This window comes from Pseudomonas sp. nanlin1 (genome assembly GCF_045571515.1).
Lineage (GTDB): Bacteria > Pseudomonadota > Gammaproteobacteria > Pseudomonadales > Pseudomonadaceae > Aquipseudomonas.
The window spans coordinates 1,061,509-1,085,225 of sequence record NZ_CP124218.1 but is presented as its reverse complement, the minus strand read 5'-3'; the positions used below and the strand labels follow the sequence as shown (position 1 = coordinate 1,085,225).

Below are 23,717 nucleotides of genomic sequence, written 5' to 3'. Positions count from 1 at the left end.
ATGTCCAGAAACGGCCCTTTGGCGCTTGGCTTCCATGCCCTGGTGGTGGTGTTCATGCTGGCACCGCTGGTGGTGGTGTGCCTGGTGGCGTTTACCCCAGAGAACACCCTGAGCCTGCCCACCGGCGAGTTTTCCCTGCGCTGGTTCAAGGCAGTCTTCGAGCGGGCAGACTTTATCGACGCTTTCTATAACAGCCTGCTGCTGGCTTTTCTTTCTGCCAGCCTGGCGACCCTGATCGCCGTGCCCGCCGCGTTGGCGATAACCCGCTATCAGTTCCCAGGCCGCGATTTTCTCAACGGCTTGTTCCTTTCGCCCATCATCATCCCGCACCTGGTGCTGGGGGTGGCCATGCTACGACTGTTCGCGCTGATGGGCGTCAATGGCAGCTTCGCCTGGCTGATCCTGGCCCATGTGGTGGTCATTACCCCTTATGTACTACGCCTGGTGATCGCCGCCGCCATTGGTATCGATCGCAGTGCCGAGCAAGCCGCCGAATCCCTGGGTGCCAGCCGCTTTACCCTGTTTCGCCAGATCACCCTGCCGATGATTCTGCCCGGCGTGGCAGGCGGCTGGTTGCTGGCGTTCATCAATAGTTTCGACGAGGTGACTCTGTCGATTTTCGTCACCTCGCCTGCGACCCAAACCTTGCCCGTACGCATGTATGTGTACGCCACCGAGTCCATTGACCCAATGATGGCCGCCGTGTCGGCCCTGGTCATCGCCCTCACCGCACTGACCATGATTCTGCTCGACCGGGTGTATGGCCTGGATCGGGTTTTGGTAGGAAAACATTAAATGGCCCTGTTCAAGCGCTTGGTTGAGCTCGACCGCCCGCCCCTGCCCTTCACCCTCGACGGCCAGGCCGCCTCAGGCTTGCTGGGCGACACCCTGCTAACAGCCGTGCTGCTGACTGAAGAGCACCTGCGCGGCAGTGACTTCAGCGCCGAACCGCGCGCCGGTTTTTGCCTGATGGGCGCTTGCCAGGACTGCTGGGTACGCTTGGGCGACGGGCGCCGGGTGCGCGCCTGCGCCACGGCCTTGGAAGCTGGCATGGTGGTCAGCCGAGACCCCGGGAGGCGCCTGTGAGCGCGCCTTGCGCGGTGATCGTCGGCGCCGGCCCGGCCGGTATTCGCGCCGCCGAAACGTTGCTGGCCCACGGGCTCACGCCCTGCGTGGTGGACGAAGCCGCGCGCGCGGGTGGGCAAATCTACCGCCGCCAGCCAACTAACTTTAAGCGCCCAGGTCGGCAACTGTATGGCTTCGAGGCGGGCAAAGCGCAGGCCCTTCACGCCACCATGGACACCCTGGCAGCACAGCTGGATTACCGTCCCAATACTTTGGTGTGGAATGCGCAAAACGGCCAGTTGGACACCTTGTGCGAGGGCGTAGTGGGCCAGTTGGCGGCGCCCCGGCTGATCATCGCCACCGGGGCTACCGACCGCATTTTGCCGGTTCCAGGCTGGACCTTACCGGGCGTCTACAGCCTGGGAGCGGCGCAGATCGCGCTGAAGTTCCAGGGCTGCAGCATTGGTGAGCGAGTGGTCTTCTGCGGCAGCGGGCCATTGCTCTACTTGGTGGCTTACCAATATGCCAAAGCCGGCGCCAAGGTGCTGGCCGTGCTCGACAGTGCGCCCTTCAGTGCCCAGTGCCGCGCCGTGCCCAGCCTGCTGCGCCAACCCACGACTCTAGCAAAGGGCCTGTACTACCGAGCCTGGCTAACCGCCCACGGCATTGCCGTGCACCAGGGCGCGACGCTCACCCGCATCGAAGGCCAACGGCGCACCCAAGCCATCGCCTGGGAGCAAAGTGGCCAGGCGTGGCACATGGATTGCGACGCCGTAGCGTTCGCCCATGCCCTGCGCAGTGAAACCCAGTTGGCCGACCTGCTCGATTGCGAATTCGCCTGGAGCCCGCTGAACCGAGCGTGGCTGCCGCGCCGGGACAGTGCCGGGCGTAGCTCGGTGCCGGGCGTTTATCTGGCCGGTGACGGTGCCGGCATCATGGGCGCGGACGCCGCCGAGTTGGCTGGCGAACGAGCCGCCTTGGCCTTGCTGCAAGACCTGGGGCACGCGGTCGACGCCCAACATTGCGCCGCGCTGGAGCGTCGGCTAGCCACCATCGAGGCGTTTCGCAGGGGCCTGGAACGTGCGTTTCCGTTCCCGCAAAGCTGGGCGGCGCAAGCGCCCGACACGCTGCCGGTGTGCCGCTGCGAAGAGGTGAGCGCCGGGCAGATCCGCGCCGTGGTCGACGACGGCCACTGGGAAATCAACCGCGTTAAAGCCATGTGCCGGGTGGGCATGGGCCGCTGCCAAGGGCGCATGTGCGGCGCAGCCGCCGCCGAGCTGATCGCCCAGCGCAGTGGTCGTGACCTGGAGCAAATCGGCAGGCTGCGCGGGCAAGCCCCGATCAAGCCATTACCCTTCGGTGTGGAGAGCGCCCCGTGAAGCTGATCGAGACCGACGTGATCGTACTCGGCGGTGGCATCGTCGGCGCCAGTGCAGCGCTGATGCTGGCCCGCCAAGGCCAGCGCGTGGCGTTGCTGGAACGTGACTTCTGCGGCACCCACTCCAGTGGCGTGAACTATGGCGGAGTGCGCCGCCAAGGCCGCTCCCTGGTGCAACTACCTTTAGCCCAGCGGGCCCACGAGCTATGGGCCGAGCTGCCGGCGCTGATCGGTATCGACGGCGAATACCTGCGCTCGGGGCATCTGAAACTGGCGCGCAGCCATACCGATCTCGCGGCGCTGCACGACTACGCCAGCGCGTCCAAAGGCTTCGGCCTGGACCTGCAACTACTCGACCATCAGCAGCTTCGTCGACGCTTCCCCTGGGTGGGCGATGTCGCGGTGGGCGCATCCCTATGCCCCCAGGATGGCCACGCCAACCCGCGCCTGGTCTCGCCCGCTTTTGCCCAGGCGGCCCGGCGCCAAGGCGCGCAGGTGTTCGAACAGGCTGCGGCTACGGCGGTGGCCCACAACGGCCAGGTATTTAGCGTAGAAACGGCCAATGGCCTGCGCCTGCGGGCGCCCTGGTTACTTAACTGCACCGGCGCCTGGGCCGGGCGCTTGGCCGAGCAATTTGGCGAAGCCCTGCCCTTGGTCAGCGGGCACCCCGCCATGCTGGTCACCGAGCCGCTGCCCCTGGTGATGGACGTCAGCACCGGCGTCGAAGGCGGAGGCATTTATGCCCGTCAGGTGGCCCGGGGCAACTGTGTACTGGGCGGTGGCCAGGGTTTCGCCCAAGACCCGACGCGCGCCCGGCCCGGCCAGGCAGCAGTGTTAGACATCCTGCGTAACGCCGCCGAGCTTTACCCCTTCTTGCACGGCGCCCAGGCGATTCGGACCTGGAGTGGCACTGAAGGTTACTTACCCGATCGCGAGCCGGTAATCGGCCCCAGCAGTACCCAGCCCGGTTTGTTACACGGGTTCGGCTTCGCCGGGGCAGGCTTTCAACTTGGCCCGGCCGTAGGTGAGGCGCTGGCCGAGCTGGTCGTCAGTGGCACCAGCGGCCAACCCATCAGCGCGTTTTCCATCCGTCGTTTCCAGCCTGTGGCCCCTGCCACAGTGCACTCTCAGCTCTAGAGGAAGGTCGCCACCGTGAAAAATATCAAGCGCATCGCCTGTACCCTCCCCCTTGCAGTGCTACTGGCCAGCACCCAGGCCCACGCCGAGCCAACCTTGTACCTGGGCATGAACGGCGGGACCATGGAACGCCTGTATGCCGATAAAGTGCTACCGGCCTTTGAGAAAGCCAACAACGTCAAAGTGGTGATCGTCCCCGGCACCTCGTCGGACATCCTCGCCAAGGTTCAGGCCAGCAAAGACAACCCGCAAATGCACGTGATGTTCCTCGACGACGGCATCATGTACCGCGCCATCGCCATGGGCCTGTGCGACACCTTGCAGCCCAGCCCGGCCCTGGCCGAACTGCCAGCCAAGGCAAAAATCAAGGAGCAAGCCGCAGCTGTCAGCCTGGGTGTGACGGGGCTGGCGTATAACGCCAGGTTGTTCAAGGAGAAAGGCTGGGCACCGCCCACCTCATGGATGGACATGGCCGATTCGCGCTACAAGGACAAACTGGTGTTCCAGTCCCTTGCCTCGTCGACCTTTGGCCTGCACGGTTTCTTGATGTTCAATCGGCTGCAGGGCGGCAGCGAAACCAATGTCGAACCCGGCTTTACCGCCTGGCCGAAGACGGTCGGGCCGAACGTGCTGGAATACATCGCCAGCTCGGCGAAGATTTCCGAGATGGTCCAGACCGACGAAGCCGCGCTATTTCCCCTCACCCCCACCCAAGTGACCGCGTTGAAAATGCGCGGCGTGCCGGTGGAGTACGCCCAGCCCAAGGAAGGCGCGGTGGTCTTGAATGTCGCTGAATGTGTGATCGCCAAGAACAACCAAAGCGAACTCGCCCAGAAACTGGCCGCCTACCTGCTGAGCGCCGAAGCCCAGGCCCCGGCGTTGGAAGAGGGCGACCAGATCCCGTCCAACCCGACCACCCCCACCAGCGCCCGTACCCATGCACCGGTCGCCGAAATGGCCAAATACCTGGAAACAGCGGTGTCCTTGGACTGGGATCAGATCAACCAGCAGCGGCCTGCCTGGAATTCACGTTGGAGCCGCTCGATCGAACGCTAGGAGAACCTGGCTCAGCGCAGCTGGTTAGCGAACTGGCCAACCGCGCTGACCACCTTTTTCGCGCCGTCCTGGATTTCTACGATCACTTCGCCGGCCTGGTTCGCCAACTGCAGGCCCTGCTCTGCCTGGGACCGGCTGTTGACCATGTCGTGCACCGCCTCGTTGGCCAGCTTCTGGTTCAGTTGAACAACGCTGACGATCTCTTCGGTGGCGGAGCTGGTGCGCCCGGCCAGTTGCCGTACTTCGTCGGCGACCACAGCGAAGCCGCGGCCCTGCTCGCCCGCACGGGCCGCTTCAATGGCCGCGTTAAGGGCTAATAGGTTGGTTTGCTGAGCAATGCCGCTGATGGTTTGCACGATCGAGTTAATCAGCACCGACTGTTTACCCAACGCGCTGATCCCTTCGGACGCCGAGGCCATCTGCCCGGCAATCTTGTGCATGGTTTCCACGGTTTCGCGCACCACCGAGGCGCCGCGTTGAGCGCTGATGTCGGTTTGCTGCGAGGTGGCGAAGGCGATGCTGGCGGCCTGATTGACCTCGGCTTCGCGCTGCACTTGCTCGGTAATCAAGGTAGCGAACTTGATCACTTTGTAGACTTCCCCGCGGGTGTTCAGCACTGGGTTGTAGGAAGCTTCGAGCCATACCTCTCGGCCATGGCTATCGAGACGGCGGAAGCGCCCGGCGACAAACTCGCCGCGGTTCAAGGTTGCCCAAAAGGCTTTGTATTCCGCCTGGGCTACATCCTTGGGGTCGCAGAAAAGGCTGTGATGCTTACCTTGGATTTGCCCGAGGCTGTAGCCCATGGCGTTCAGAAAACCGCTATTGGCGGCGAGCACTTCACCCGCCAGGTTGAATTCGATCACCGCGGTCGAGCGCAATAACGCCTCGATCATGCCTTCGTTTTCTTTGGCGGTTTCGACACTGGCCGTGACGTCAATGGCAAAACACAGCACCTGGCAAACCTGGCCATGCTCATCGCGCACCGGCTGCCACACGGCACGCATCCAGTTTTCCCGGCCGTCACCGCGCAGCAGGCGATAGACGTCGCTGATGTGGTCGCCGTTGGCGATGGCTTTTTTGAGGTTGCGGTAGCAGTCGAGCTGCTTGACGTAGGCTGGCACTAGATCGTCGATACTGCGGCCTAACAGGCCGTCTCGGCTGTAGCCCATATGGGCGAGAAATAGAGCATTCGCGTCGGCAATACGGCCCTCGCCGTCCAGGGTCAACGCGAGCATCTCGCCTTGCATCCCGTCGCGCATTTGCCGCAATTGGGCAACTTCAGCACGCAGCGCGGCCAGTTCCTGCTTCATACGCGAGTTGAACATCCTGTCACCTAAAATCAATCCGTTATGCCAGCATATCGACTCAATGTTGGATTGTTGATAGTGCTGGATCCCATTTCCGATGAGCGGCTTTCGCTCGAGATGACCGGCCTTAGGCCGGATGCAAACCTTGTCTTGGTTCAGCCCAGATCAGCCTCGGATGGTCGAAATTCCATCTGTATGGATTTTTGTTCAATTCTGTTTATTTTTGTTCCAGCATCGATTTTTTATAGTGGCCTCTCGGCACACACTGACGACGAGGCCAAGGATGAACAGCACTCAACGTTTTATTGTGGAGAATCAGGGCGAGGATCAGCAAGCTGTCAGGGTCCTGATCGGCACGGCCGCTGCTTATGCGCTCAAACAGGGTTTAACCCGGCTGACCTTGGTCGTGCCCACCAAGGGCCAGTTCCCCCACAGCATCATCGCCCACTATCTGGGCGCCCAGGCCACACGGGCGCTGAGTAAAGGGCAATCGGTCGATATCGTGACCGGCCTGAGCCTGGCTCTGGAAACCCCACGCAACCTTAAGCACAACGGCGGCTACGGCTTGGTCATGGCCACATACCTGTCACGCAGCGATATGGGGCTGCTGGACTCCACCGCTGCAGTCGCGGCCATCGCCTATTTGCCCTGGACCGAAGAAGACGGAAAAAACTGGATGGCCACCTGGCAGCCAACCCCATGGGGGCCGTGCTCCTGGGTAGTGAAACCCTGGGTGTTGCCGGGCGAGGTAGAAGACGAATTGCAAAGGCTGACCCGCGTAATCAACCTGTCCACCGGGCTCGCCAACGCCAATGACAAAGACCTGGCCATACGGGTATTACGCAGCCTGAGGGCTAGCGGGTTTCAGCTGGAAGGTGAACGGGTACGTAGCTGGGCCATCAAGCATGGCTGGGTGGCCCGCCATGCCGATGAACTGGCCCGGTTGAGTGAGCGTTACTGCACCTGAAAAGGCATTGTCAGCCTTCTTCGCGCGCGGGTTTGCGCGGCTTCTGTGGCAGCCCGGCCTCGAACCCGTCGGCCCGAAACATCTGGCGAATGCCGCGTACGGCCTGGCGGATACGATCCTGGTTTTCGATCAGGGCAAAGCGTACGTGGTCGTCACCGTATTCACCAAAGCCAATGCCTGGGGATACGCACACCTTGGCCTGCGCCAGCAGTTTTTTCGCGAACTCCAGCGAGCCCAGGTGCGCGTAAGCTTCGGGAATCTTCGCCCAGACGTACATCGAAGCCTTGGGGTTCTCGACCATCCAGCCGATCTCGTGGAGCCCGCGGACCAACACGTTGCGCCGCTGGCGATATTGCTCGGCAATGTCGACGACGCATTGCTGATCGCCTTCCAGCGCTGCAATGGCGGCGACCTGCAACGGCGTGAAGGTGCCGTAATCGTGATAGCTCTTGATCCGGGCCAAAGCGTTGACCAGTTCAGGGTTACCCACCATAAAGCCGATGCGCCACCCAGCCATGTTGTAGCTCTTGGATAGGGTGAAAAATTCTACGGCGATGTCCTTGGCCCCTGGCACTTGCAGGATCGACGGCGCCTTCCAGCCGTCATAGACGATATCGGCATAGGCCAGGTCGTGGACCACCAGTACATCGTACTGCTTGGCCAGCGCCACCACCCGCTCGAAGAAATCCAGCTCCACACACTGGGCGGTCGGGTTGGAGGGGAAGCCCAGGATCATCATCTTAGGCTTGGGGATGGACTCGCGAATGGCGCGTTCCAACTCGTTAAAGAAATCTACGCCCGGGACCAAAGGTACCGAACGCACCTGAGCACCCGCGATAACCGCGCCATAGATATGAATCGGATAACTGGGGTTGGGCACCAGGACGGTATCGCCTTGGTCGAGGGTGGCGAGCATCAGGTGCGCTAGCCCCTCTTTGGAGCCGATGGTGACGATCGCTTCGCTCTCAGGGTCGATCTCCACCTGGTAGCGGTCGGCGTACCAACGCGAAATAGCCCGGCGCAACCTTGGAATGCCACGCGAAGTCGAGTAGCCGTGGGTGTCTTCACGCTGAGCGACGCTGACAAGTTTTTCTACGATATGCGGCGGCGTGGCGCCGTCGGGGTTACCCATGCTCAAGTCGATGATGTCTTCGCCACGACGGCGCGCGGCCATCTTCAGCTCGGCAGTGATATTGAATACATAGGGGGGAAGACGATCTATGCGCGCAAAACGGCGCGGCGAACGGGGTTCGGCCATGACTACCTCGAAAACGTAAGCGCCCGGAACCGTCCGAGCGACGTCGGCCACTGCGGTGACCGTGCGCGAACCATAACGAGGTGATGGGCCCGCTGTCCATAGCACTCACTAAAAAAACTTTGGCTTACGGGACATTCCCCTGTTTTTTCTGATTTTTTCAGTTATGCCAGGCAAAAAAAAACGCCCCGGGCTTGTTAGCCTGGGGCGTTTCGTCAAAGCAGCGGGGTCAGCGGTCAATTCCGCTTGCCCAGCCCACTAGGATCAATGGGCGTAGGTGAGCAGAAGCTCAGTGGGTGCTTTGAAATCCAGCGACATCATCACGCTAAGAGCGGTGATCGTGAAGATGGAGAACACGAACAACTTGCGCGCCCATACCCGGTCGTCCACCGCCTTGTAGCCGGTCCAGGCCATGTACAACCAGTACATGCCCATGGCCGCCGCGACCGCCAGGTAACTGAGCCCGGCGTAACCGCCCAGGGTCAGCATCAAGGTCGCCAGCACGAAGGCGATGATATACAGCAGGATATGTTTCTTCGCCACGCCGATCCCACGCTTGACTGGCAGCACCGGAATGGACGCGGCCAGGTAGTCGTTGAAGCGGAAAATCGCAATGGCATACGAGTGAGGCATCTGCCACAGGCTGAACATCACCAACAGCGTAAGGGCCGCGAGATCGAACTCGTTGCTCACCGCCACGTAGCCAATCACCGGAGGCATGGCACCGGACAGGCTGCCCACCAGTGTACCGTGTACTGACTTACGCTTGAGGTACAGGCTGTAGAGCACTACGTAGATCAGGAAGCCGATCAACCCACCCGCAGCCGCCAGCGGGTTGGCCAGCACATACAGCATGGCCAGGCCTGCAACGCCCAGCACGGTGGCGAAGGCCAAAGCGACCTGCACCGACAACTGCCCCTGAACCAGCGCACGGTTTTTCGTGCGCTCCATTTTGATGTCGATGTCGCGGTCGATGCAGTTGTTGAACGCACAACCCGAAGCAACCACCAGCGAAGTGCCGATGACCGTGGCAAGGAACAGGCCGAAGTCGACATGTCCTTGCGAGGCTAAAAAGAACCCGCCTGCCACAGAAAGCACGTTACCGAAAATGATCCCCGGTTTGGTGATTTGGATAAGGTGCTTTACGGACATGCCGGGCTTCCTCACTTCGCCATCATGAAGTGATGGATGCTGAACATGATCCACAGCGACAAGCCGACCAGGAACGCGATGATGATGGCCGAGAAGATGAACGCGATCACGTTCCAACGTTGCTCGGAGCTGCGGTCAAGGTGCAGGAAGTACACCAGGTGAACCACCACCTGGATGACCGCCAGTGCCAGCACGATCAGCAGGGTCATGTCTTTCGGCAGAACCGGGTGCATGACCAGGCCAAACGGAATCGCGGTGAGGATGACCGACAACACGAAACCGATGACGTAAGACTTGTAACTGCCGTGGCTGCTACCGGCGGCAGTGGTATGAGCGTTAGCCATTACAGGGCCCCCATCAGGTAGACAACGGTGAACACGCAGATCCAGACCACATCCAGGAAGTGCCAGAACAGGCTCAGGCAGCTCATGCGGGTGTTGTTGGTTTCAGTCAGGCCCTTCTTGCGGATCTGCAGCATCAGCACCGCCATCCACAACAGACCGCTGGTTACGTGCAGACCGTGGGTACCGACCAGCGTAAAGAACGCTGACAGGAAGCCACTGCGCTGCGGGCCGAAGCCCTCGGAGATCAACAGGTGGAACTCGTTGATCTCCATGCCGATGAAGCCCAGGCCCAGCAGGAAGGTGACGGCCAACCAGGTCAGCACGCCCTTCTTGTTATGGGCGTGCATGGCCAGCATGGCAAAGCCAAAGGTGATCGAGCTGAGCAGCAGCAGGCCGGTCTCGACCGCCACATAGCCCAATTCGAAGATCTCGTGGCCCGACGGGCCACCGGCAACGTTGTTAACCAGTACTGCGTACGCGGCGAAGATCGACGCGAACAAAATGCAGTCGGTCATCAGGTAGATCCAGAAGCCGAAGACCGTCATGGCCCCGGCGTCATGGTGGTCATCGTGACCATGCTCATGGGCATGGGCGACTTCGCCGTTCAAGATTGCATTGGACATTGTTTAAGCCTTCTCCACCGAGGAGTTCAGACGGGTTTCAGCCGCATTGGCCTGGGCCAGTGCTGCCAAGCGTTGACCTTCGATACGTGCCACTTCTTCAGCGGGGACGTAGTAGTCGATGTCATCGTCGTAGCTGCGAATGATCAGGAACGCGATCATCCCGACCAGACCAACCGCCGCCAACCACCAGATGTGCCAGATCAAGGCGAAGCCCAATACCAGGCTGAACGCACCCATCACCACACCCACACCTGTGCTGCGAGGCATGTGGATCTTCTTGTAGTCAGCCGTGTTGGCGGTCGCTTCGCCGCGTTCTTTCATGCCCCAGTAGGCGTCCAGATCGGCAACGGCAGGCTGCTCGGCGAAGTTGTAGAACGGTGGTGGTGAAGAAGTCGACCACTCCAGAGTACGGCCGTCCCATGGGTCACCGGTAAGGTCCATGTTCTGCTTGCGATCGCGGATCGATACATAGACCTGCAGCAGTTGGAAGAAGATACCTGCGGCCACGAACAACGCGCCGACGAAGGCTGCGATCAGCCACGGTGTCCACTCTGGGTTATCGGTGTGGTTCAGGCGACGGGTCATACCCATGAAGCCCAGTGCGTACAGCGGCATGAAGGCCAGATAGAAGCCGATCAACCAGCACCAGAACGAGTACTTGCCCAGACGCTCGTTGAGTTTGAAACCGAACGCTTTCGGGAACCAGAAAGTGAAGCCGGCCAGGTAACCGAATACGGCACCACCGATGATCACGTTATGGAAGTGAGCGATCAGGAACAAGCTGTTGTGCAGTACGAAGTCAGCACCTGGAATGGCCAACAGTACGCCGGTCATACCGCCGATGCTGAAGGTCACGATGAAACCAACGGTCCACAGCATCGGGGTCGCGAACTCGATGCGCCCACGGTACATGGTGAACAGCCAGGTGAAGATTTTCACACCCGTCGGGATCGCGATCACCATCGTCATGATGCCAAAGAAGGCGTTGACGTTGGCCCCCGACCCCATGGTGAAGAAGTGGTGCAGCCAAACGATGAAGGACAGTACGGTAATGGCAATGGTTGCCCATACCAGCGATACATAACCAAACAGACGCTTTTTGCAGAAGGTCGAGGTGACTTCCGAGAAAATGCCGAACGCCGGCAGAATCAGGATGTAAACCTCAGGGTGACCCCAGGCCCAGAACAGGTTGACGTACATCATTGGGTTGCCACCAAGCTCGTTGGTGAAGAAGTGCATACCCAAGTAACGGTCAAGCGACAGCAGCAGCAGTGTAGCGGTGAGAATCGGGAACGATGCAGCGATCAAAACAGCGGTGCACAGGCAGTTCCAGGTGAACACCGGCATTTTCATCAGGGTCATGCCTGGGGCGCGCATCTTCAGGATGGTGACGATGAAGTTCACCCCTGTGAGCAAGGTACCCAAGCCGGATATCTGCAGTGCCCAGATGTAGTAGTCGACCCCTACGCCCGGACTGTATTGCAACCCCGCTAGCGGCGGATAAGCCACCCACCCGGTCTTGGCGAACTCGCCGACCCCCAGGGAGATGTTTACCAGCAGCACGGCAGCGACGAACAGCCAGAAGCTCAAGGAGTTGAGGAACGGGAACGCCACGTCGCGTGCGCCGATCTGCAGCGGCACGACGATGTTCATCAGACCGATCATGAATGGCATAGCCATGAAGATGATCATGATCACACCGTGGGCGGTGAAGATCTGGTCGTAGTGCTCCGGCGGCAAGAAGCCTTCGGAACCCGCCGTAGCGACGGCGAGCTGGGAGCGCATCATGATGGCGTCGGCAAAACCGCGCAGCAGCATGATCATCGCGACCAGAATGTACATCACGCCAATTTTTTTGTGGTCGACCGTGGTCAACCACTCGGACCACAGGTAGCCCCACTTCTTGAAGTAGGTGAGCGCAGCGAAAATGGCCAAGCCCAAGACCGCGACGACGCCCAGCGTTACCATCACGATCGGTTCGTGAAACGGTACCGCTTCCCAACTAAGTTTACCGAACATCTCTTACTCCTCTGCCCCAGCAGCTGAATTCTTGCCCATGTCCATCCCTTCCATCGAGGCGGTTTCCTTCTCCTCTTTATGGATGCCTTTACCTGGGTTCATGCCTTCATATTTGTCGATGATGGTCTGGAACAGGTTCGGGGCATACGAGGAATAGAGCTCGACTGGATTTTTCTCGCTAGGTTTGGCCAATGCGTCGTAGGTCGCAGCATCGAGCTGTTTAGGCGAGTTCTTGACTTCGCTGACCCAGGCGTCGAAGTCGGCCTGAGTGGTAGCGGTGGCCTTGAACTTCATGCCAGTGAAACCCGCGCCGCTGTAGTTCGCGGAAATACCGTCGAACTCGCCGTTTTCGTTAGCGATCAGGTGCAGCTGGGTTTGCATGCCGGCCATTGCGTAGATCTGGCCACCCAGCGCAGGGATGAAGAACGAGTTCATCACGGCGTCAGAGGTGATACGGAAGTTCACCGGGGTGTTGGCCGGGAAGACGATCTTGTTGACCGTGGCAATGCCCTGTTCCGGGTAGATGAACAGCCACTTCCAGTCCAGTGCGACCACTTGAATGGTCACCGGCTTGTTTTCGTGGTCTAGCGGTCGGTACGGATCAAGTGCGTGGGTGGAGGTATAAGTCACCCAACCCAATGCAATGATGATCAGCAGTGGGATGCCCCAGACAGTCGCTTCGATCTTGGTGGAGTGAGCCCACTCGGGCGCGTAGGTGGCGTCCTTGTTCGATGCGCGGTATTTCCAGGCGAAGACGAATGCCATGACGATCACAGGGACCACCACCAGCAGCATCAGGCCAAACGCGATCAGAATCAGGTTTCTCTCGTCGATGCCGACCTGCCCTTTTGGATCGAGCAGAGTCCAGTTGCACCCGCTGAGAAAAAGCATGCCGAACAAGGGCAATATGCCAAACAGTCTGGGGTAACGCTTTTTACTCATCTCACGACCTCTAGCAGCTTGCTTCAATGCAATTTAGTGTTTTGGTAGCCAACACTTCGTCCTGCCAAGCGCCAGCAATTATCAGGATCGGATACAGGGATGCCTCGAAACCAGCAGTGGCTGTTAGGCAGTACCTGCGTGACGCGATACTTCTTGTTCGACTTCGCAGGCAAGAGCGCCTGATAGCGGACCAACTCCTTTTGGCACGGGAAATCAACGGAAGGTTCCAAGAACCTGACAGCTTCTAAACGATGTGCGCGAATGCCTGCAGAATGAGCCGTGGCTCAGTCTATCCGGCCTCTCAAGGCACGTCGTCCGGCTGAAATTGCCGCGATTGTAGAGAGCTGATCCCCCATTGACTATGACTAATCAAGCAACAGTTACTTTCGGATTATGCAACAATCCAACACTATTTCAAGCTCGTGCGACACGATGTCACACCCCACTAAAACCCTTCTAAAGCCCGGGTTTAAGCCTTGAAATCGCTCCAACCGGTCAAGTGCGAGCGACACTCGAAGCAGGATTGAATCCGGCGAGAAGTGTAACAGGCATGATTCATGATAGACGATGCTGACGGTTCCGATAGATTCCCAGCGGCACCAACACGGCAGTTAGTACAAATGCGACCAACGCCCATTGCGCGAGGGACAATCCCAGCACGGGCGGGTACGGCGTGGAGCAGAAACCCTGGACCGAAAATACGCTGGGCAACAACGTAGCCAACGGCAGGCCATCGACAATGGGCTGGAGCACATCGATGCCGCAACTTTCCATGGGGTTGGCCAGAATGTAAGCATGCCGCCCCGCCGCGATAATGCCACCTAGCGCGCTGACCACTACCAACGCCTCGAAAACGCTCAGACTGCGCCGGCCCGGCATTGCTGCGCCAGCGAAGGCAAACACGGCGATCAACAGAAATGCGTAGCGTTGCAGGATGCACAATGGGCAAGGGGCCTCGTTAAGCACCACCTGCATGTACAGCGCGCCGCCAATCAGCGCCAGGCAAATTACCCCGAGCAACACCAGATAGCGTTTTTCCCGGCCCAGTCGCAGCGTTTGGTCGTTCATTCAGTTTCCCTTAAGAAATATTGCCGTAGGCCGCCAGTTTACACGCACAGCGAGGCGCCCGAAGCGGCCTCGCATTACCGGCAGTGTCTTCGCCGATTAGACCGGCGGCCGATTAAAGGTGAATTAACGCCAAGCGCCTGCGCATTAGTGCAACGCCGCTGCCGGGCCGAAGAACTCATAGCGGCATTGCTCCTGCGGCACACCCAGGGCGCGCAAGCTGGTCTGCACCGCCGCCATAAAGCCTTTAGGCCCTAGAAAGTAAGCATCAAGGTTGCGCTCGCGCGGCAGCCAGTCAGCCAACGCCGCGTCGTCGAGCCGGCCGTCCTCATCCTCATAGCGGTAGAAGCAGCGTAACTGCTTGTGCTGCGCCGCCAGGCTTTGCAACCATGGCGCAAAGGCTTGTGCTGCGCGGCTGCGGGCGCAGTGGATAAAGTAAACCGGCCGTGAGGTTTGCAGGGCAGCTTCAAGCATGGCCAGTGTCGGCGTGATACCTACCCCTGCACTGATCAGCGCGACGGGCTTATCGCCGGGGGCGAGGACAAACTCGCCCGAAGGCGGAAACACCTCGACAACGCCGCCAATGGCTAGATCATCATGGAGAAAATTCGATACCACGCCGCCGGGCTCGCGCTTGACGCTGATGCGGTAGCGAACGCCGTCGGCCATGGCGCTGAGGGAGTAATTGCGCCGATGCTCTTGCCCATTGATAAGTAACTTGAGGCCCAGGTACTGCCCAGGCTGATGGCGCAGCACTGGGTCGCCATCGACGGGCACGAAGTACAACGAGCTGATTTCCGCGCTTTCGACCACGCGCCGCTCCAGGCGGAAAGACCGTGCGCCGCGCCACCCTCCCGGCGTGTCAGCCTTCTCCTGATAAGCCTGCTCTTCTACACCCATGAGAATGTCAGCCAACTGGCCATACGCTGCCGCCCAGGCGGCGATTACGGCTGGCGTGGCAACCTCTTTACCCAAAACCTCTTCGATAGCCCGTAGCAGGCACTTACCTACGATAGGGTAATGCTCAGGGAGAATTTGCAACGCCACATGCTTATTGACGATGGTCGACACCAACCCACCCAATTGATCGAGGCGCTCGATATTGCGGGCATACATCAACACGGCATTGGCCAAGGCCCGGGGCTGATCGCCGTTGGCCTGGTGGGCCTGGTTGAACAACGGGCGCACTTCGGGGTACTCGCGCAACATCATGGCGTAAAAATGCGTGGTGAGGACTTCGCCACCGGTTTCCAGCAACGGCACGGTATCTCTGACAATATCGCGATGGGCCTGGCTAAGCATATTCATCTCCTGAATAGAACTAACGTTGGCTTCGCTAATTCAGCTTTCGTGCCAGAAAAATAAACCTTAATAATCAATTGGTTAAAATTCCTATGGTCATATCGACTCGCCAGCTCCTATAGTCAATATGACCTGATGGAGTCTTTATGACCGCAAAACTGTTACTCACCGCATTACTGCCCCTGGTCACCGACCTGTCCCGGGATCTGCTGCAAGCTGAACGTTATCGCCGCCTGCTGCAGACCATCCGCACCTTGTTGCCCTGCGATGCTGCCGCGCTGCTAAAACTGGAGGGCGAATGGCTGGTGCCGCTTGCGGTGGATGGCTTGAGCCTGGACACGCTTGGGCGACGCTTTAAGGTCAGCGAGCACCCGCGCTTCGAGATTCTGCTTAGCAGCGCTAGCCCTACCCGGTTCGACCGCCATAGCGAGCTGCCTGACCCCTATGACGGCCTGGTCGACGGCTTGCACGAGGACCTCACCGTGCACGATTGCCTGGGTTGCCCGTTGTGGGTCGAAGACCAGCCCTGGGGCCTGATCACCCTGGATGCCCTAGACCCACAATGCTTTGACACGGTGCAGGTAGAAACCCTGGAGGCCTTCGCCAGCTTGGCGGCGGCCACAGTGAGTGTCAGCCAGCACATCGAGCGCCTGGCCCGGCGCGTGGAAGATGAGCGCCAGTCTGCCGAGGTCTATCGCCAGACCAGCCGCCAGTACGACCAGCCAATGATTGGGCGAAGCCCGGCCTTCCAACAGTTGCTCGAAGAAGTGGCGGTGGTCGGCGCCAGCGAACTGACCGTCTTGATTACCGGCGAAACCGGCGTAGGCAAGGAGCTGGTGGCCCAGGCAATCCATCGCGCGTCAGCTCGAGCTCAACGGCCTCTGGTCAGCCTCAATTGCGCCGCGCTGCCCGAGACCCTGGTGGAAAGCGAGCTGTTTGGCCATGTGCGTGGTGCTTTCACGGGCGCCACGGCAGAACGCCGCGGCAAGTTCGAACTGGCCAACGGCGGTACGTTGTTTCTTGACGAAGTCGGCGAGCTGCCCCTGGCGGTTCAGGCCAAGCTGTTACGGGTGCTGCAAAGTGGCCAACTGCAGCGCCTGGGCTCGGACAAGGAGCACCGGGTGGACGTACGCCTGATTGCCGCGACCAACCGAGACCTGGCCGAAGAAGTCAGCGCGGGGCGTTACCGGGCGGATTTTTACCACCGGCTGAGCGTCTATCCGCTCAATGTGCCGGCCCTGCGCGAACGCGGCCGCGATGTACTGTTGCTCAGCGGTTTCTTCCTTGAACAGAACCGCTCGCGCCTGCGCCTGGACGGGCTCAGCCTGAGCAATGAGGCGCAGCGCGCGCTGGAGCAGTACGATTGGCCCGGTAATGTTCGCGAACTGGAGCATCTGATCGCCCGCAGTGCGCTCAAGGCGCTGGGGCGCAACCCGCAACGGCGGCGCCTGTTGAGCCTAAGCGTGCAAGACCTCGGTTTGCCCGACGCTGACGGTGCCCACGCTATGCACGAGCGCACCCTGCCTGCACCCGCCACGCCGGTGGCCAACGGAGACTTGCGTAGCGCCACCGAGGGTTATCAACGGCAGGTGATTGAGGCGTGCCTAGCGCGCCATTCGCACAATTGGGCCAGCGCCGCCCGCGAGTTGGGCCTAGACCGGGCCAACCTCAATCGTCTGGCGAAACGGCTGGGGTTAAGGTAACGGTTAAAGCCTGCAGGCAGCAGGTCGATAACCAGTCAAGAACTCGAACACGGCGCGTCCGTCTCAACCACCTGCTCCGAAACAGAAGGTTTCCATGGCGTCTGAAAATGCCCGCGCAGACTCGCTCTCGTTGTTGCTGTTCACCTTGCGCAGCGGCAAGCTGATGGCGATCAATTTGTTGAAAGTCAGCGAGATTATCCCTTGCCCTGCCCTGACCCGTTTGCCCGAGTCGCACCCCCACGTCAAAGGCGTGGCCACCTTGCGTGGCGCGTCGCTGTCGGTCATCGACCTGAGCCGCGCGATCGGCGAACAGCCGTTGGTCGATCCCAATGGCGGCTGCCTGATCGTCACGGATGTCAGCCGTTCCAAGCAAGGCCTGCATGTGCAGAGCGTCAGCAAGATTATCCACTGCTTGACCACGGACATTCGGCCACCGCCCCACGGATCGGGGGCCAAGTCATTCATCACTGGAGTGACCCAGGTCGATGGCTCGCTGGTGCAAGTGCTGGACATCGAAAAAGTCATTCACGGCATCACCCCGGCGCGGCTTGAGGCCACCGCCGGGCACCTGAGCCAAGAAGAAGTGGCATTGCTCGCCGGCGCCCGAATTCTGGTGGTCGACGACAGCCAGGTCGCGCTGCAACAATCGGTGATCACCCTGCGTAATCTGGGCATCGAATGCCACACCGCGCGCAGCGCCAAAGAGGCCATCGAGTGGTTGATGGAGTTGCAGGGCACGGCGCGTGAGATCAACATTTTGGTGTCTGACATTGAGATGTCGGAAATGGACGGCTATGCCCTGACCCGAACCTTGCGTGAATCGCCAGACTTCAAAAACTTGTACATTTTGCTGCATACGTCGCTGGACAGCGCCATGAACAGCGAAAAAACCAAGATCGCCGGAGCGAACGCCGTGCTGACCAAGTTCTCGTCGCCCGAACTGACCCAGTGCCTGATCCGTGCCGCGCGCACGGTCGCCGAACAAAGCGGCTGAAGCCCTGTGGGGGAATCAGGCAGCGACAGCCTGCTGCTGCGCAAAGCACTGAGCTCGCAGCTCGAGTACCCTCAGTGGCCACCCGGCTACCGCTGCCTGGCGCTCTCGGAGGACCTGATGCATGCCGCCCACGGCCTGCTGCAATTGGCTGGGCCTACCAGCGACGAGCCGGTTGCGCCCCTACACACGTGGGCACGCTGCTTTGCCCAAGACCCTGAATTCGACCTGGCCCTGTGTTTTATCGTGCTGGATGAACACGGCCCGGTGGCGCTGGCTCAGGGTTGGACCAGTGCCTACCTCAAAGAGTTGGTCGTCCACCCGCGAGCTCGCCGCCGGGGCGTCGGCCGCCGGCTGCTGGAGCATGTCTTCGCCCACTTCGCTGGGCGCGGCGAAGGCTACCTGGACTTGCGTGTGCTGCAGGGCAATAACGCCGCGCGGGACCTGTATGCCAGCGCAGGGATGTACGAGGTGAAACGATACAGCTGGAAACAACCCCCCGCTCATACTTATTGATGGCGCAAGGCATAATAGCGCCCGCCATCAAAGCCAGATAAATACATACAGTGCGGTAATGACCGTGAAGCTCAGTGCTTCGTCCACCATCACCAACCACGCGACACCGCCTGACACAATCGCCAATAGCGCCCCCTTCAGCCAGGGGTTTTTCAGGGTCACGGCTTGGATACCGCCCACTGCCAGCAGCAGGCCGACACCCAGTGCCTTGAAGGCCGAAGGCCAAGGCGGCACGCAGGTCATTAGCAGCAGGGCGGGAATCAGCAGCAACCGCCACGCGGCGCGTGAGTGTCTTTTGTAATAGGTACCCAGCACGGAAATGCCTCGTTTTAGACCGGTAGGCGGGCAAGTCTCTGGCCTTAGCTAAGCGCTGCGCTATTAGCCGCTTCCTAAATATCTGTAGGAAAACACTCTGGTTTTGTGAATTCCTTATCTATACATCCACTAGGGCGTACGACCTTTCACCCATGCGTGTCATCTTTTAAGAAAAGCATGAAGTGAACATTCATTAATTGATGATTCTTCTTCCGCTGGCGGCAAGGTATAAAGGCAGGGCTTGCCCGCCCTCGCCCTACTTTGCTTCGGTGCCTCTTCTGCATGGGAAAGAAATCCACCGCTACCCTCGTGGCCGTTTGCGCACTGGCGTTGGCCGGTGCCTTCTTCTGGTGGCGCCCGGCGCCTTCGACACCTAACGCCGTCAGGCAGTCGCTACCGGTTCCGGTGCGCGTCGTGCAGGTCGCGCAGCAGGACGTCATTCGCACGCTCAGCGGTATTGGCTCGGTGCTGTCACTGCACAGCGTGACGATTCGACCGCAACTGGATGGCCAGTTGATCCGTATCTGGGTACGTGAGGGCCAACAGGTCAAAAAGGGCGAAATGCTTGCATCCATCGACGACCGCTCGATCCAAGCCAGCCTGGAACAAGCGCGGGCTCAACTGGCGCAGAGCCAAGCCCAATTACAGTCAGCCGGTTACGACCTCAAACGTTACAAACTGCTAAGCACGGACAACGGTGTTTCGCGGCAAACCCTGGATCAGCAACAAGCCCTGTACGACCAATTGAAAGCCAGCGTTTTAGGCAATCAGGCCGCGATCAATGCGGCTCAGGTGCAGCTGTCCTATACGCAGATACGCTCGCCGGTGGCGGGTCGGGTGGGCATTCGCTCGGTGGATGAAGGCAACTTTCTGCGCGTCAGCGATACCCAGGGCTTGTTCAGCGTGACCCAGGTCGACCCCATCGGGATTGAATTTTCCCTTCCCCAACAAGCGTTACCTACCCTGCAGGCGTTACTCGACAGCGCCGCCCCGGCGGTGGTGCGTGCCTATGTCAACGGCGACCAAGACACCGGGCAATTGGTCGGTGAAGGCCACCTGACCCTGATCGACAACCAGATCTCCGCCACCACCGGCACCCTGCGTGCAAAAGCGGTGTTCAACAACCCGAGCCAAGCGTTGTGGCCCGGCCAGTTGGTCAGCGTCACCCTTCAGGTAGCCACCGAGCGCCAGGCCCTCGTGGTCCCCCTACAGGTGGTCCAAAGCGGCATCGACGGGCATTACGTCTACCGGGTGGTCGACAATAGAGTGGAGTCGGTGCCGGTGAACATCGTTTACCAGGACAGCCATTTGAATATCATCAGCGGTGTCAGTGCCGGTGATCAGTTGGTCAGCGATGGCCAATCCCGGCTCAAACCCGGGGTGCAGGTCGAGGTAGTGCGCACCGCCGAGGCTGCGCAACCATGAAGCCTGGCCGCGGCGTGTCCGCCTGGTGCGTGGATCACCCGGTGGCCACCCTGCTGCTGACTTTCGCTCTGGTCCTGCTGGGGGCCATTGCCTTCCCACGCTTGCCTATCGCGCCGTTGCCGGAGGCTGACTTCCCCACCATTCAAGTCTCGGCCCAGTTGCCCGGTGCCAGCCCGCAGACCATGGCGTCCTCGGTCGCCACGCCGCTGGAGGTGCAGTTCAGCGCAATCCCCGGCATGACCCAAATGACCTCCACCAGCGCCCTGGGCTCAACGCTGCTGATTTTGCAATTCAGCCTGGACAAAAGCATCGATACCGCCGCCCAGGAAGTCCAGTCAGCGATAAATAACGCCGCCGGGCGCCTGCCCCAGGACATGCCCAATCTACCGACCTGGCGCAAGGTCAACCCCGCCGACAGCCCGGTGCTGATTGTCAGCGTCAGCTCATCACAAATGGCCACCAACGCCCTCAGCGATGTCACCGAGACGCTGTTGGCCCGCCAGCTGAGCCAAATCCAAGGCGTTGGCTTGATCAATATCACTGGCCAACAGCGCCCGGCGATCCGCGTTCAGGCCGCGCCACAGAAACTCGCGGCACTGGGCCTCACCCTGGCCGATCTGCGCGTGGCCATCCAGCAGACCAGCCTGAACCTGGCCAAAGGCGCGCTGTATGGCGATGCCAGCGTCTCCACCCTGGCCACCAACGACCAACTGTTCTATCCCAAGGACTACGAGCAACTCATCGTGTCCTACCGCGACGGTGCGCCGGTGCATTTACGAGACGTCGCGACGGTGATCCACGGCGCAGAAAACGCCTACGTGCAAACCTGGTCTGGACGTCAGCCGGGCCTGAACCTGACGATTTTTCGCCAGCCAGGGGCCAATATCGTCGAGACCGTCGACCGGGTAGTGGCGGCGCTCCCGGAGCTGCAAAACATGCTCCCGGCTTCTGTGGAGGTCTCTGTACTCAACGACCGCACCCAGATCATCCGCGCCTCATTGCATGAAGTGGAGTTGACGCTAGGCATCGCCGTTCTATTGGTGATCGCGGTCATGGCGCTGTTCTTGCGCCAGTTGTCGGCGACGTTGATTGTGTCGAGCGTGTTGCTGGTCTCGCTGGTCGCCACCTTCGCCCTGATGTACGTGCTGGGCTTCAGCCTGAATAACCTGACCCTGGTGGCCATTGTCGTCGCGGTAGGCTTTGTGGTGGACGACGCCATCGTTGTCGTAGAGAACATTCACCGCCACCTCGAGGCCGGTGAAGGCCGACGTGAAGCGGCGATCAAGGGCTCCAGCGAAATCGGCTTTACCGTGGTGTCGATCAGCTTCTCGCTGATCGCCGCGTTCATCCCGCTGCTATTCATGGGCGGCGTGGTGGGTCGCTTGTTCAAGGAGTTCGCCTTGACTGCCACCGGCACCATCCTGGTGTCCGTCGTCGTTTCGTTAACGCTGGCCCCCACCCTATGCGCGCTATTTATGAATCGCCCGCTGCACTCGGCCAAAGGCCCGAATCTGGGGCAGCGCCTGCAGGGCTGGTACGCCCGCGGGCTCGACCGCGCCCTGGCCCACCAGCGCCTGACGCTGGGCGTGTTCGGCCTGACCCTGCTGCTCGCCGGCGCCGGCTACGTGCTTATGCCCAAGGGGTTTTTCCCGGTGCAAGACACCGGCTTCATCTTGGGCACCAGTGAAGCCGCACCGGATATTTCCTACCCTGACATGCTCGCCAAGCACCAAGCCCTGGCTCGCATTATCGAAGCGGACCCCGCCGTGCGGGCGTTCTCCCATTCGGTCGGGGTCACCGGCTCCAACCTGACGATCGCCAACGGGCGTTTCTGGATCGCCCTCAAAGACCGTAGCGAACGGGACGTGTCGGCCAGCCAATTCATCGATCGCCTACGCCCGCAACTGGCCAAGCTGCCGGGCATCGTGCTGTACCTGCGGGCCGGGCAAGATATCAACCTGAGTGCCGGGCCAAACCGCAGCCAATATCAATATGTACTCAAGAGCAACGACGGCGACGCCCTCAACTTGTGGACCCAGCGGCTCACCGAAAAGCTGCGCGGCAACCCGGCGTTGCGCGACCTCTCCAATGACCTGCAGTTGGGCGGCAGTGTGACTCACATCGACATTGACCGGGCGGCGGCGGCGCGTTTTGGCCTGACCACCAACGATATCGACCAGGCGCTCTACGACGCATTTGGCCAACGCCAAATCAGTGAATTCCAGACCGAGACCAACCAGTACAAGGTCATTCTGGAGTTGGATGCGCGCCAGCGTGGCAAAGCCGAAAGCCTGAACTACTTCTTTCTGCGTTCGCCGCTCAGTGGGCAGATGGTGCCCCTGACGGCGCTGGCCAAGGTCCAGCCGCCCAGCACTGGACCGCTGTCGATTGCCCACGATGGATTATTCCCCGCCGCCAACATGTCATTCAACCTGGCGCCCGGTGTGTCCTTGGGTGAAGCCGTGGCGATTGTCCAACGCACCCAGGCCGAACTGGGCATGCCGGCCAGTATCGTCGGCAGCTTCCAGGGGGCGGCCCAAGCCTTCCAAAGCTCACTGTCCAGCCAACCTTGGTTGATCCTGGCGGCGCTGGTGGCGGTGTATATCATCCTTGGGGTGCTTTACGAGAGTTTCGTCCACCCCCTGACCATTATTTCGACGCTGCCGTCGGCGGGGATCGGCGCTCTGTTGCTGCTCTGGCTGTGGCAGCTGGACTTCTCCATCATGGCACTGATTGGCGTAGTGCTGCTGATTGGTATCGTGAAGAAGAATGGCATTCTTATGGTCGACTTCGCCTTGCAGGCACAGCGCCAGGAAGGCTTGCCCCCCTTCGAGGCCATCCGCAACGCCTGTTTGACGCGTTTTCGCCCGATCATCATGACCACCCTCGCGGCATTGCTCGGCGCCTTGCCGTTGATGTTCGGGCAAGGCGCCGGGGCCGAGATGCGCCAACCCTTGGGCGTGGCGGTGGTCGGGGGGCTATTGATCAGCCAACTCTTAACCTTATTCACAACCCCCGTCGTATATTTGCAGTTAGAACGGTTGTTTCATTCCGAGGCCGCCAAACACTCTGCTAATTCCCCTGTGGTTAATAATTAACAGGCGGGTGTCCCGCATTCATTTGAAGTGCGCGACTTTCACCCGGCGGTGAATAAA

Annotated in this window: 20 protein-coding genes and 2 pseudogenes; 11 read left to right on the top strand and 11 right to left on the bottom strand. The window is 60.3% G+C overall.

Features of this window, described 5'->3' with window-relative positions:
- The 5 genes from QCL65_RS05085 to QCL65_RS05065 are packed head-to-tail and all read left to right on the top strand — an operon-like array spanning window position 1 to window position 4,636.
- Complete coding sequence (locus QCL65_RS05085; RefSeq protein ID WP_407315204.1) at window positions 1-795, top strand: ABC transporter permease; 795 nt, start codon at window positions 1-3, stop codon at window positions 793-795.
- A complete protein-coding gene (locus QCL65_RS05080; RefSeq protein WP_407315203.1) occupies window positions 796-1,086 on the top strand; it encodes a (2Fe-2S)-binding protein in 291 nt (96 codons plus the stop codon). It begins immediately after the preceding gene.
- On the top strand, window positions 1,083-2,444 hold the full coding sequence (locus tag QCL65_RS05075; protein WP_407315202.1) for an FAD-dependent oxidoreductase: 1,362 nt from the start codon (window positions 1,083-1,085) through the stop codon (window positions 2,442-2,444). Before QCL65_RS05080 ends, QCL65_RS05075 begins: the two co-directional genes overlap by 4 nt.
- Window positions 2,445-2,446: 2 nt before the next feature.
- Window positions 2,447-3,580 (top strand): NAD(P)/FAD-dependent oxidoreductase, encoded by a 1,134-nt coding sequence (locus tag QCL65_RS05070; RefSeq protein ID WP_407316671.1) that lies wholly within the window; start codon window positions 2,447-2,449, stop codon window positions 3,578-3,580.
- 15 nt (window positions 3,581-3,595) lie between these two features.
- Window positions 3,596-4,636, top strand: a complete 1,041-nt coding sequence (locus QCL65_RS05065; RefSeq protein WP_407315201.1) for an ABC transporter substrate-binding protein — start codon at window positions 3,596-3,598, stop codon at window positions 4,634-4,636.
- A gap of 11 nt (window positions 4,637-4,647) precedes the next feature.
- Here QCL65_RS05065 and QCL65_RS05060 read toward each other — a convergent pair.
- Window positions 4,648-5,079, bottom strand: a pseudogene (locus tag QCL65_RS05060) (methyl-accepting chemotaxis protein); the annotation flags it as partial.
- 105 nt (window positions 5,080-5,184) lie between these two features.
- Window positions 5,185-5,871: pseudogene (locus tag QCL65_RS05055) on the bottom strand (PAS domain-containing protein); the annotation flags it as partial.
- Between the two features lie 355 nt (window positions 5,872-6,226).
- On the opposite strand from QCL65_RS05055, the gene QCL65_RS05050 reads away from it, so the two are divergent.
- Entirely contained in the window at window positions 6,227-6,910 is a 684-nt protein-coding gene (locus QCL65_RS05050; RefSeq protein ID WP_407315200.1) for a hypothetical protein, read from the top strand.
- Window positions 6,911-6,920: 10 nt separating this feature from the next.
- Here QCL65_RS05050 and alaC read toward each other — a convergent pair whose 3' ends face one another.
- From alaC to hmpA, 8 genes are all read right to left on the bottom strand, one after another.
- Complete coding sequence (gene alaC / locus QCL65_RS05045; RefSeq protein WP_407315198.1) at window positions 6,921-8,168, bottom strand: alanine transaminase; 1,248 nt, start codon at window positions 8,166-8,168, stop codon at window positions 6,921-6,923.
- A 261-nt stretch (window positions 8,169-8,429) separates the two neighbouring features.
- Complete coding sequence (gene cyoE / locus QCL65_RS05040) at window positions 8,430-9,317, bottom strand: heme o synthase (RefSeq protein WP_407315197.1); 888 nt, start codon at window positions 9,315-9,317, stop codon at window positions 8,430-8,432.
- A gap of 11 nt (window positions 9,318-9,328) precedes the next feature.
- Complete coding sequence (cyoD, locus tag QCL65_RS05035) at window positions 9,329-9,661, bottom strand: cytochrome o ubiquinol oxidase subunit IV (protein ID WP_407315196.1); 333 nt, start codon at window positions 9,659-9,661, stop codon at window positions 9,329-9,331.
- Window positions 9,661-10,284, bottom strand: a complete 624-nt coding sequence (locus QCL65_RS05030; protein ID WP_407315195.1) for a cytochrome o ubiquinol oxidase subunit III — start codon at window positions 10,282-10,284, stop codon at window positions 9,661-9,663. Before QCL65_RS05030 ends, cyoD begins: the two co-directional genes overlap by 1 nt.
- Window positions 10,285-10,287: 3 nt before the next feature.
- Complete coding sequence (gene cyoB / locus QCL65_RS05025; RefSeq protein ID WP_407315194.1) at window positions 10,288-12,303, bottom strand: cytochrome o ubiquinol oxidase subunit I; 2,016 nt, start codon at window positions 12,301-12,303, stop codon at window positions 10,288-10,290.
- Window positions 12,304-12,306: 3 nt separating this feature from the next.
- Window positions 12,307-13,245: a ubiquinol oxidase subunit II gene (cyoA, locus tag QCL65_RS05020; RefSeq protein WP_407315193.1), complete on the bottom strand. Its 939-nt coding sequence runs from the start codon at window positions 13,243-13,245 to the stop codon at window positions 12,307-12,309.
- Between the two features lie 555 nt (window positions 13,246-13,800).
- Window positions 13,801-14,313 carry a disulfide bond formation protein B gene (locus QCL65_RS05015; protein WP_407315192.1) on the bottom strand — a complete coding sequence of 171 codons (513 nt, stop codon included), beginning with the start codon at window positions 14,311-14,313 and terminating at the stop codon, window positions 13,801-13,803.
- 144 nt (window positions 14,314-14,457) lie between these two features.
- Entirely contained in the window at window positions 14,458-15,612 is a 1,155-nt protein-coding gene (gene hmpA, locus QCL65_RS05010; RefSeq protein WP_407315191.1) for an NO-inducible flavohemoprotein, read from the bottom strand.
- Between the two features lie 146 nt (window positions 15,613-15,758).
- Between hmpA and norR the strand changes: the two genes are divergently transcribed.
- From norR to QCL65_RS04995, 3 genes are all read left to right on the top strand, one after another.
- The gene (gene norR, locus QCL65_RS05005) at window positions 15,759-17,315 is read left to right on the top strand and encodes a nitric oxide reductase transcriptional regulator NorR (protein WP_407315190.1); all 1,557 of its coding nucleotides are present in this window, start codon (window positions 15,759-15,761) and stop codon (window positions 17,313-17,315) included.
- A 94-nt stretch (window positions 17,316-17,409) separates the two neighbouring features.
- Window positions 17,410-18,309 carry a chemotaxis protein gene (locus QCL65_RS05000; protein ID WP_407315189.1) on the top strand — a complete coding sequence of 300 codons (900 nt, stop codon included), beginning with the start codon at window positions 17,410-17,412 and terminating at the stop codon, window positions 18,307-18,309.
- Window positions 18,310-18,315: 6 nt separating this feature from the next.
- Window positions 18,316-18,822 (top strand): GNAT family N-acetyltransferase, encoded by a 507-nt coding sequence (locus QCL65_RS04995; protein ID WP_407315188.1) that lies wholly within the window; start codon window positions 18,316-18,318, stop codon window positions 18,820-18,822.
- 27 nt (window positions 18,823-18,849) lie between these two features.
- Here the strand turns inward: QCL65_RS04995 and QCL65_RS04990 are convergent, their stop codons facing one another.
- Window positions 18,850-19,137 carry a hypothetical protein gene (locus QCL65_RS04990; protein ID WP_407315187.1) on the bottom strand — a complete coding sequence of 96 codons (288 nt, stop codon included), beginning with the start codon at window positions 19,135-19,137 and terminating at the stop codon, window positions 18,850-18,852.
- Between the two features lie 282 nt (window positions 19,138-19,419).
- Here QCL65_RS04990 and QCL65_RS04985 point away from each other — a divergent pair, with 282 nt between their 5' ends.
- Window positions 19,420-20,562, top strand: a complete 1,143-nt coding sequence (locus QCL65_RS04985) for an efflux RND transporter periplasmic adaptor subunit (protein ID WP_407315186.1) — start codon at window positions 19,420-19,422, stop codon at window positions 20,560-20,562.
- A complete protein-coding gene (locus tag QCL65_RS04980) occupies window positions 20,559-23,660 on the top strand; it encodes a multidrug efflux RND transporter permease subunit (protein ID WP_407315185.1) in 3,102 nt (1,033 codons plus the stop codon). The genes QCL65_RS04985 and QCL65_RS04980 overlap by 4 nt, the downstream gene beginning before the upstream one ends.
- The last annotated feature ends 57 nt before the right edge of the window (window positions 23,661-23,717 follow it).

Coding starts and splice junctions, on each gene's coding strand:
- QCL65_RS05085 (WP_407315204.1), top strand. CDS start 1: ATGTCCAGAAACGGCCCTTTGGCGCTTGGCTTCCATGCCCTGGTGGTG.
- QCL65_RS05080 (WP_407315203.1), top strand. CDS start 796: ATGGCCCTGTTCAAGCGCTTGGTTGAGCTCGACCGCCCGCCCCTGCCC.
- QCL65_RS05050 (WP_407315200.1), top strand. CDS start 6,227: ATGAACAGCACTCAACGTTTTATTGTGGAGAATCAGGGCGAGGATCAG.
- alaC (WP_407315198.1), bottom strand. CDS start 8,168: ATGGCCGAACCCCGTTCGCCGCGCCGTTTTGCGCGCATAGATCGTCTT.
- cyoE (WP_407315197.1), bottom strand. CDS start 9,317: ATGTCCGTAAAGCACCTTATCCAAATCACCAAACCGGGGATCATTTTC.
- cyoD (WP_407315196.1), bottom strand. CDS start 9,661: ATGGCTAACGCTCATACCACTGCCGCCGGTAGCAGCCACGGCAGTTAC.
- QCL65_RS05030 (WP_407315195.1), bottom strand. CDS start 10,284: ATGTCCAATGCAATCTTGAACGGCGAAGTCGCCCATGCCCATGAGCAT.
- cyoB (WP_407315194.1), bottom strand. CDS start 12,303: ATGTTCGGTAAACTTAGTTGGGAAGCGGTACCGTTTCACGAACCGATC.
- cyoA (WP_407315193.1), bottom strand. CDS start 13,245: ATGAGTAAAAAGCGTTACCCCAGACTGTTTGGCATATTGCCCTTGTTC.
- QCL65_RS05015 (WP_407315192.1), bottom strand. CDS start 14,313: ATGAACGACCAAACGCTGCGACTGGGCCGGGAAAAACGCTATCTGGTG.
- hmpA (WP_407315191.1), bottom strand. CDS start 15,612: ATGCTTAGCCAGGCCCATCGCGATATTGTCAGAGATACCGTGCCGTTG.
- norR (WP_407315190.1), top strand. CDS start 15,759: ATGACCGCAAAACTGTTACTCACCGCATTACTGCCCCTGGTCACCGAC.
- QCL65_RS05000 (WP_407315189.1), top strand. CDS start 17,410: ATGGCGTCTGAAAATGCCCGCGCAGACTCGCTCTCGTTGTTGCTGTTC.
- QCL65_RS04985 (WP_407315186.1), top strand. CDS start 19,420: ATGGGAAAGAAATCCACCGCTACCCTCGTGGCCGTTTGCGCACTGGCG.
- QCL65_RS04980 (WP_407315185.1), top strand. CDS start 20,559: ATGAAGCCTGGCCGCGGCGTGTCCGCCTGGTGCGTGGATCACCCGGTG.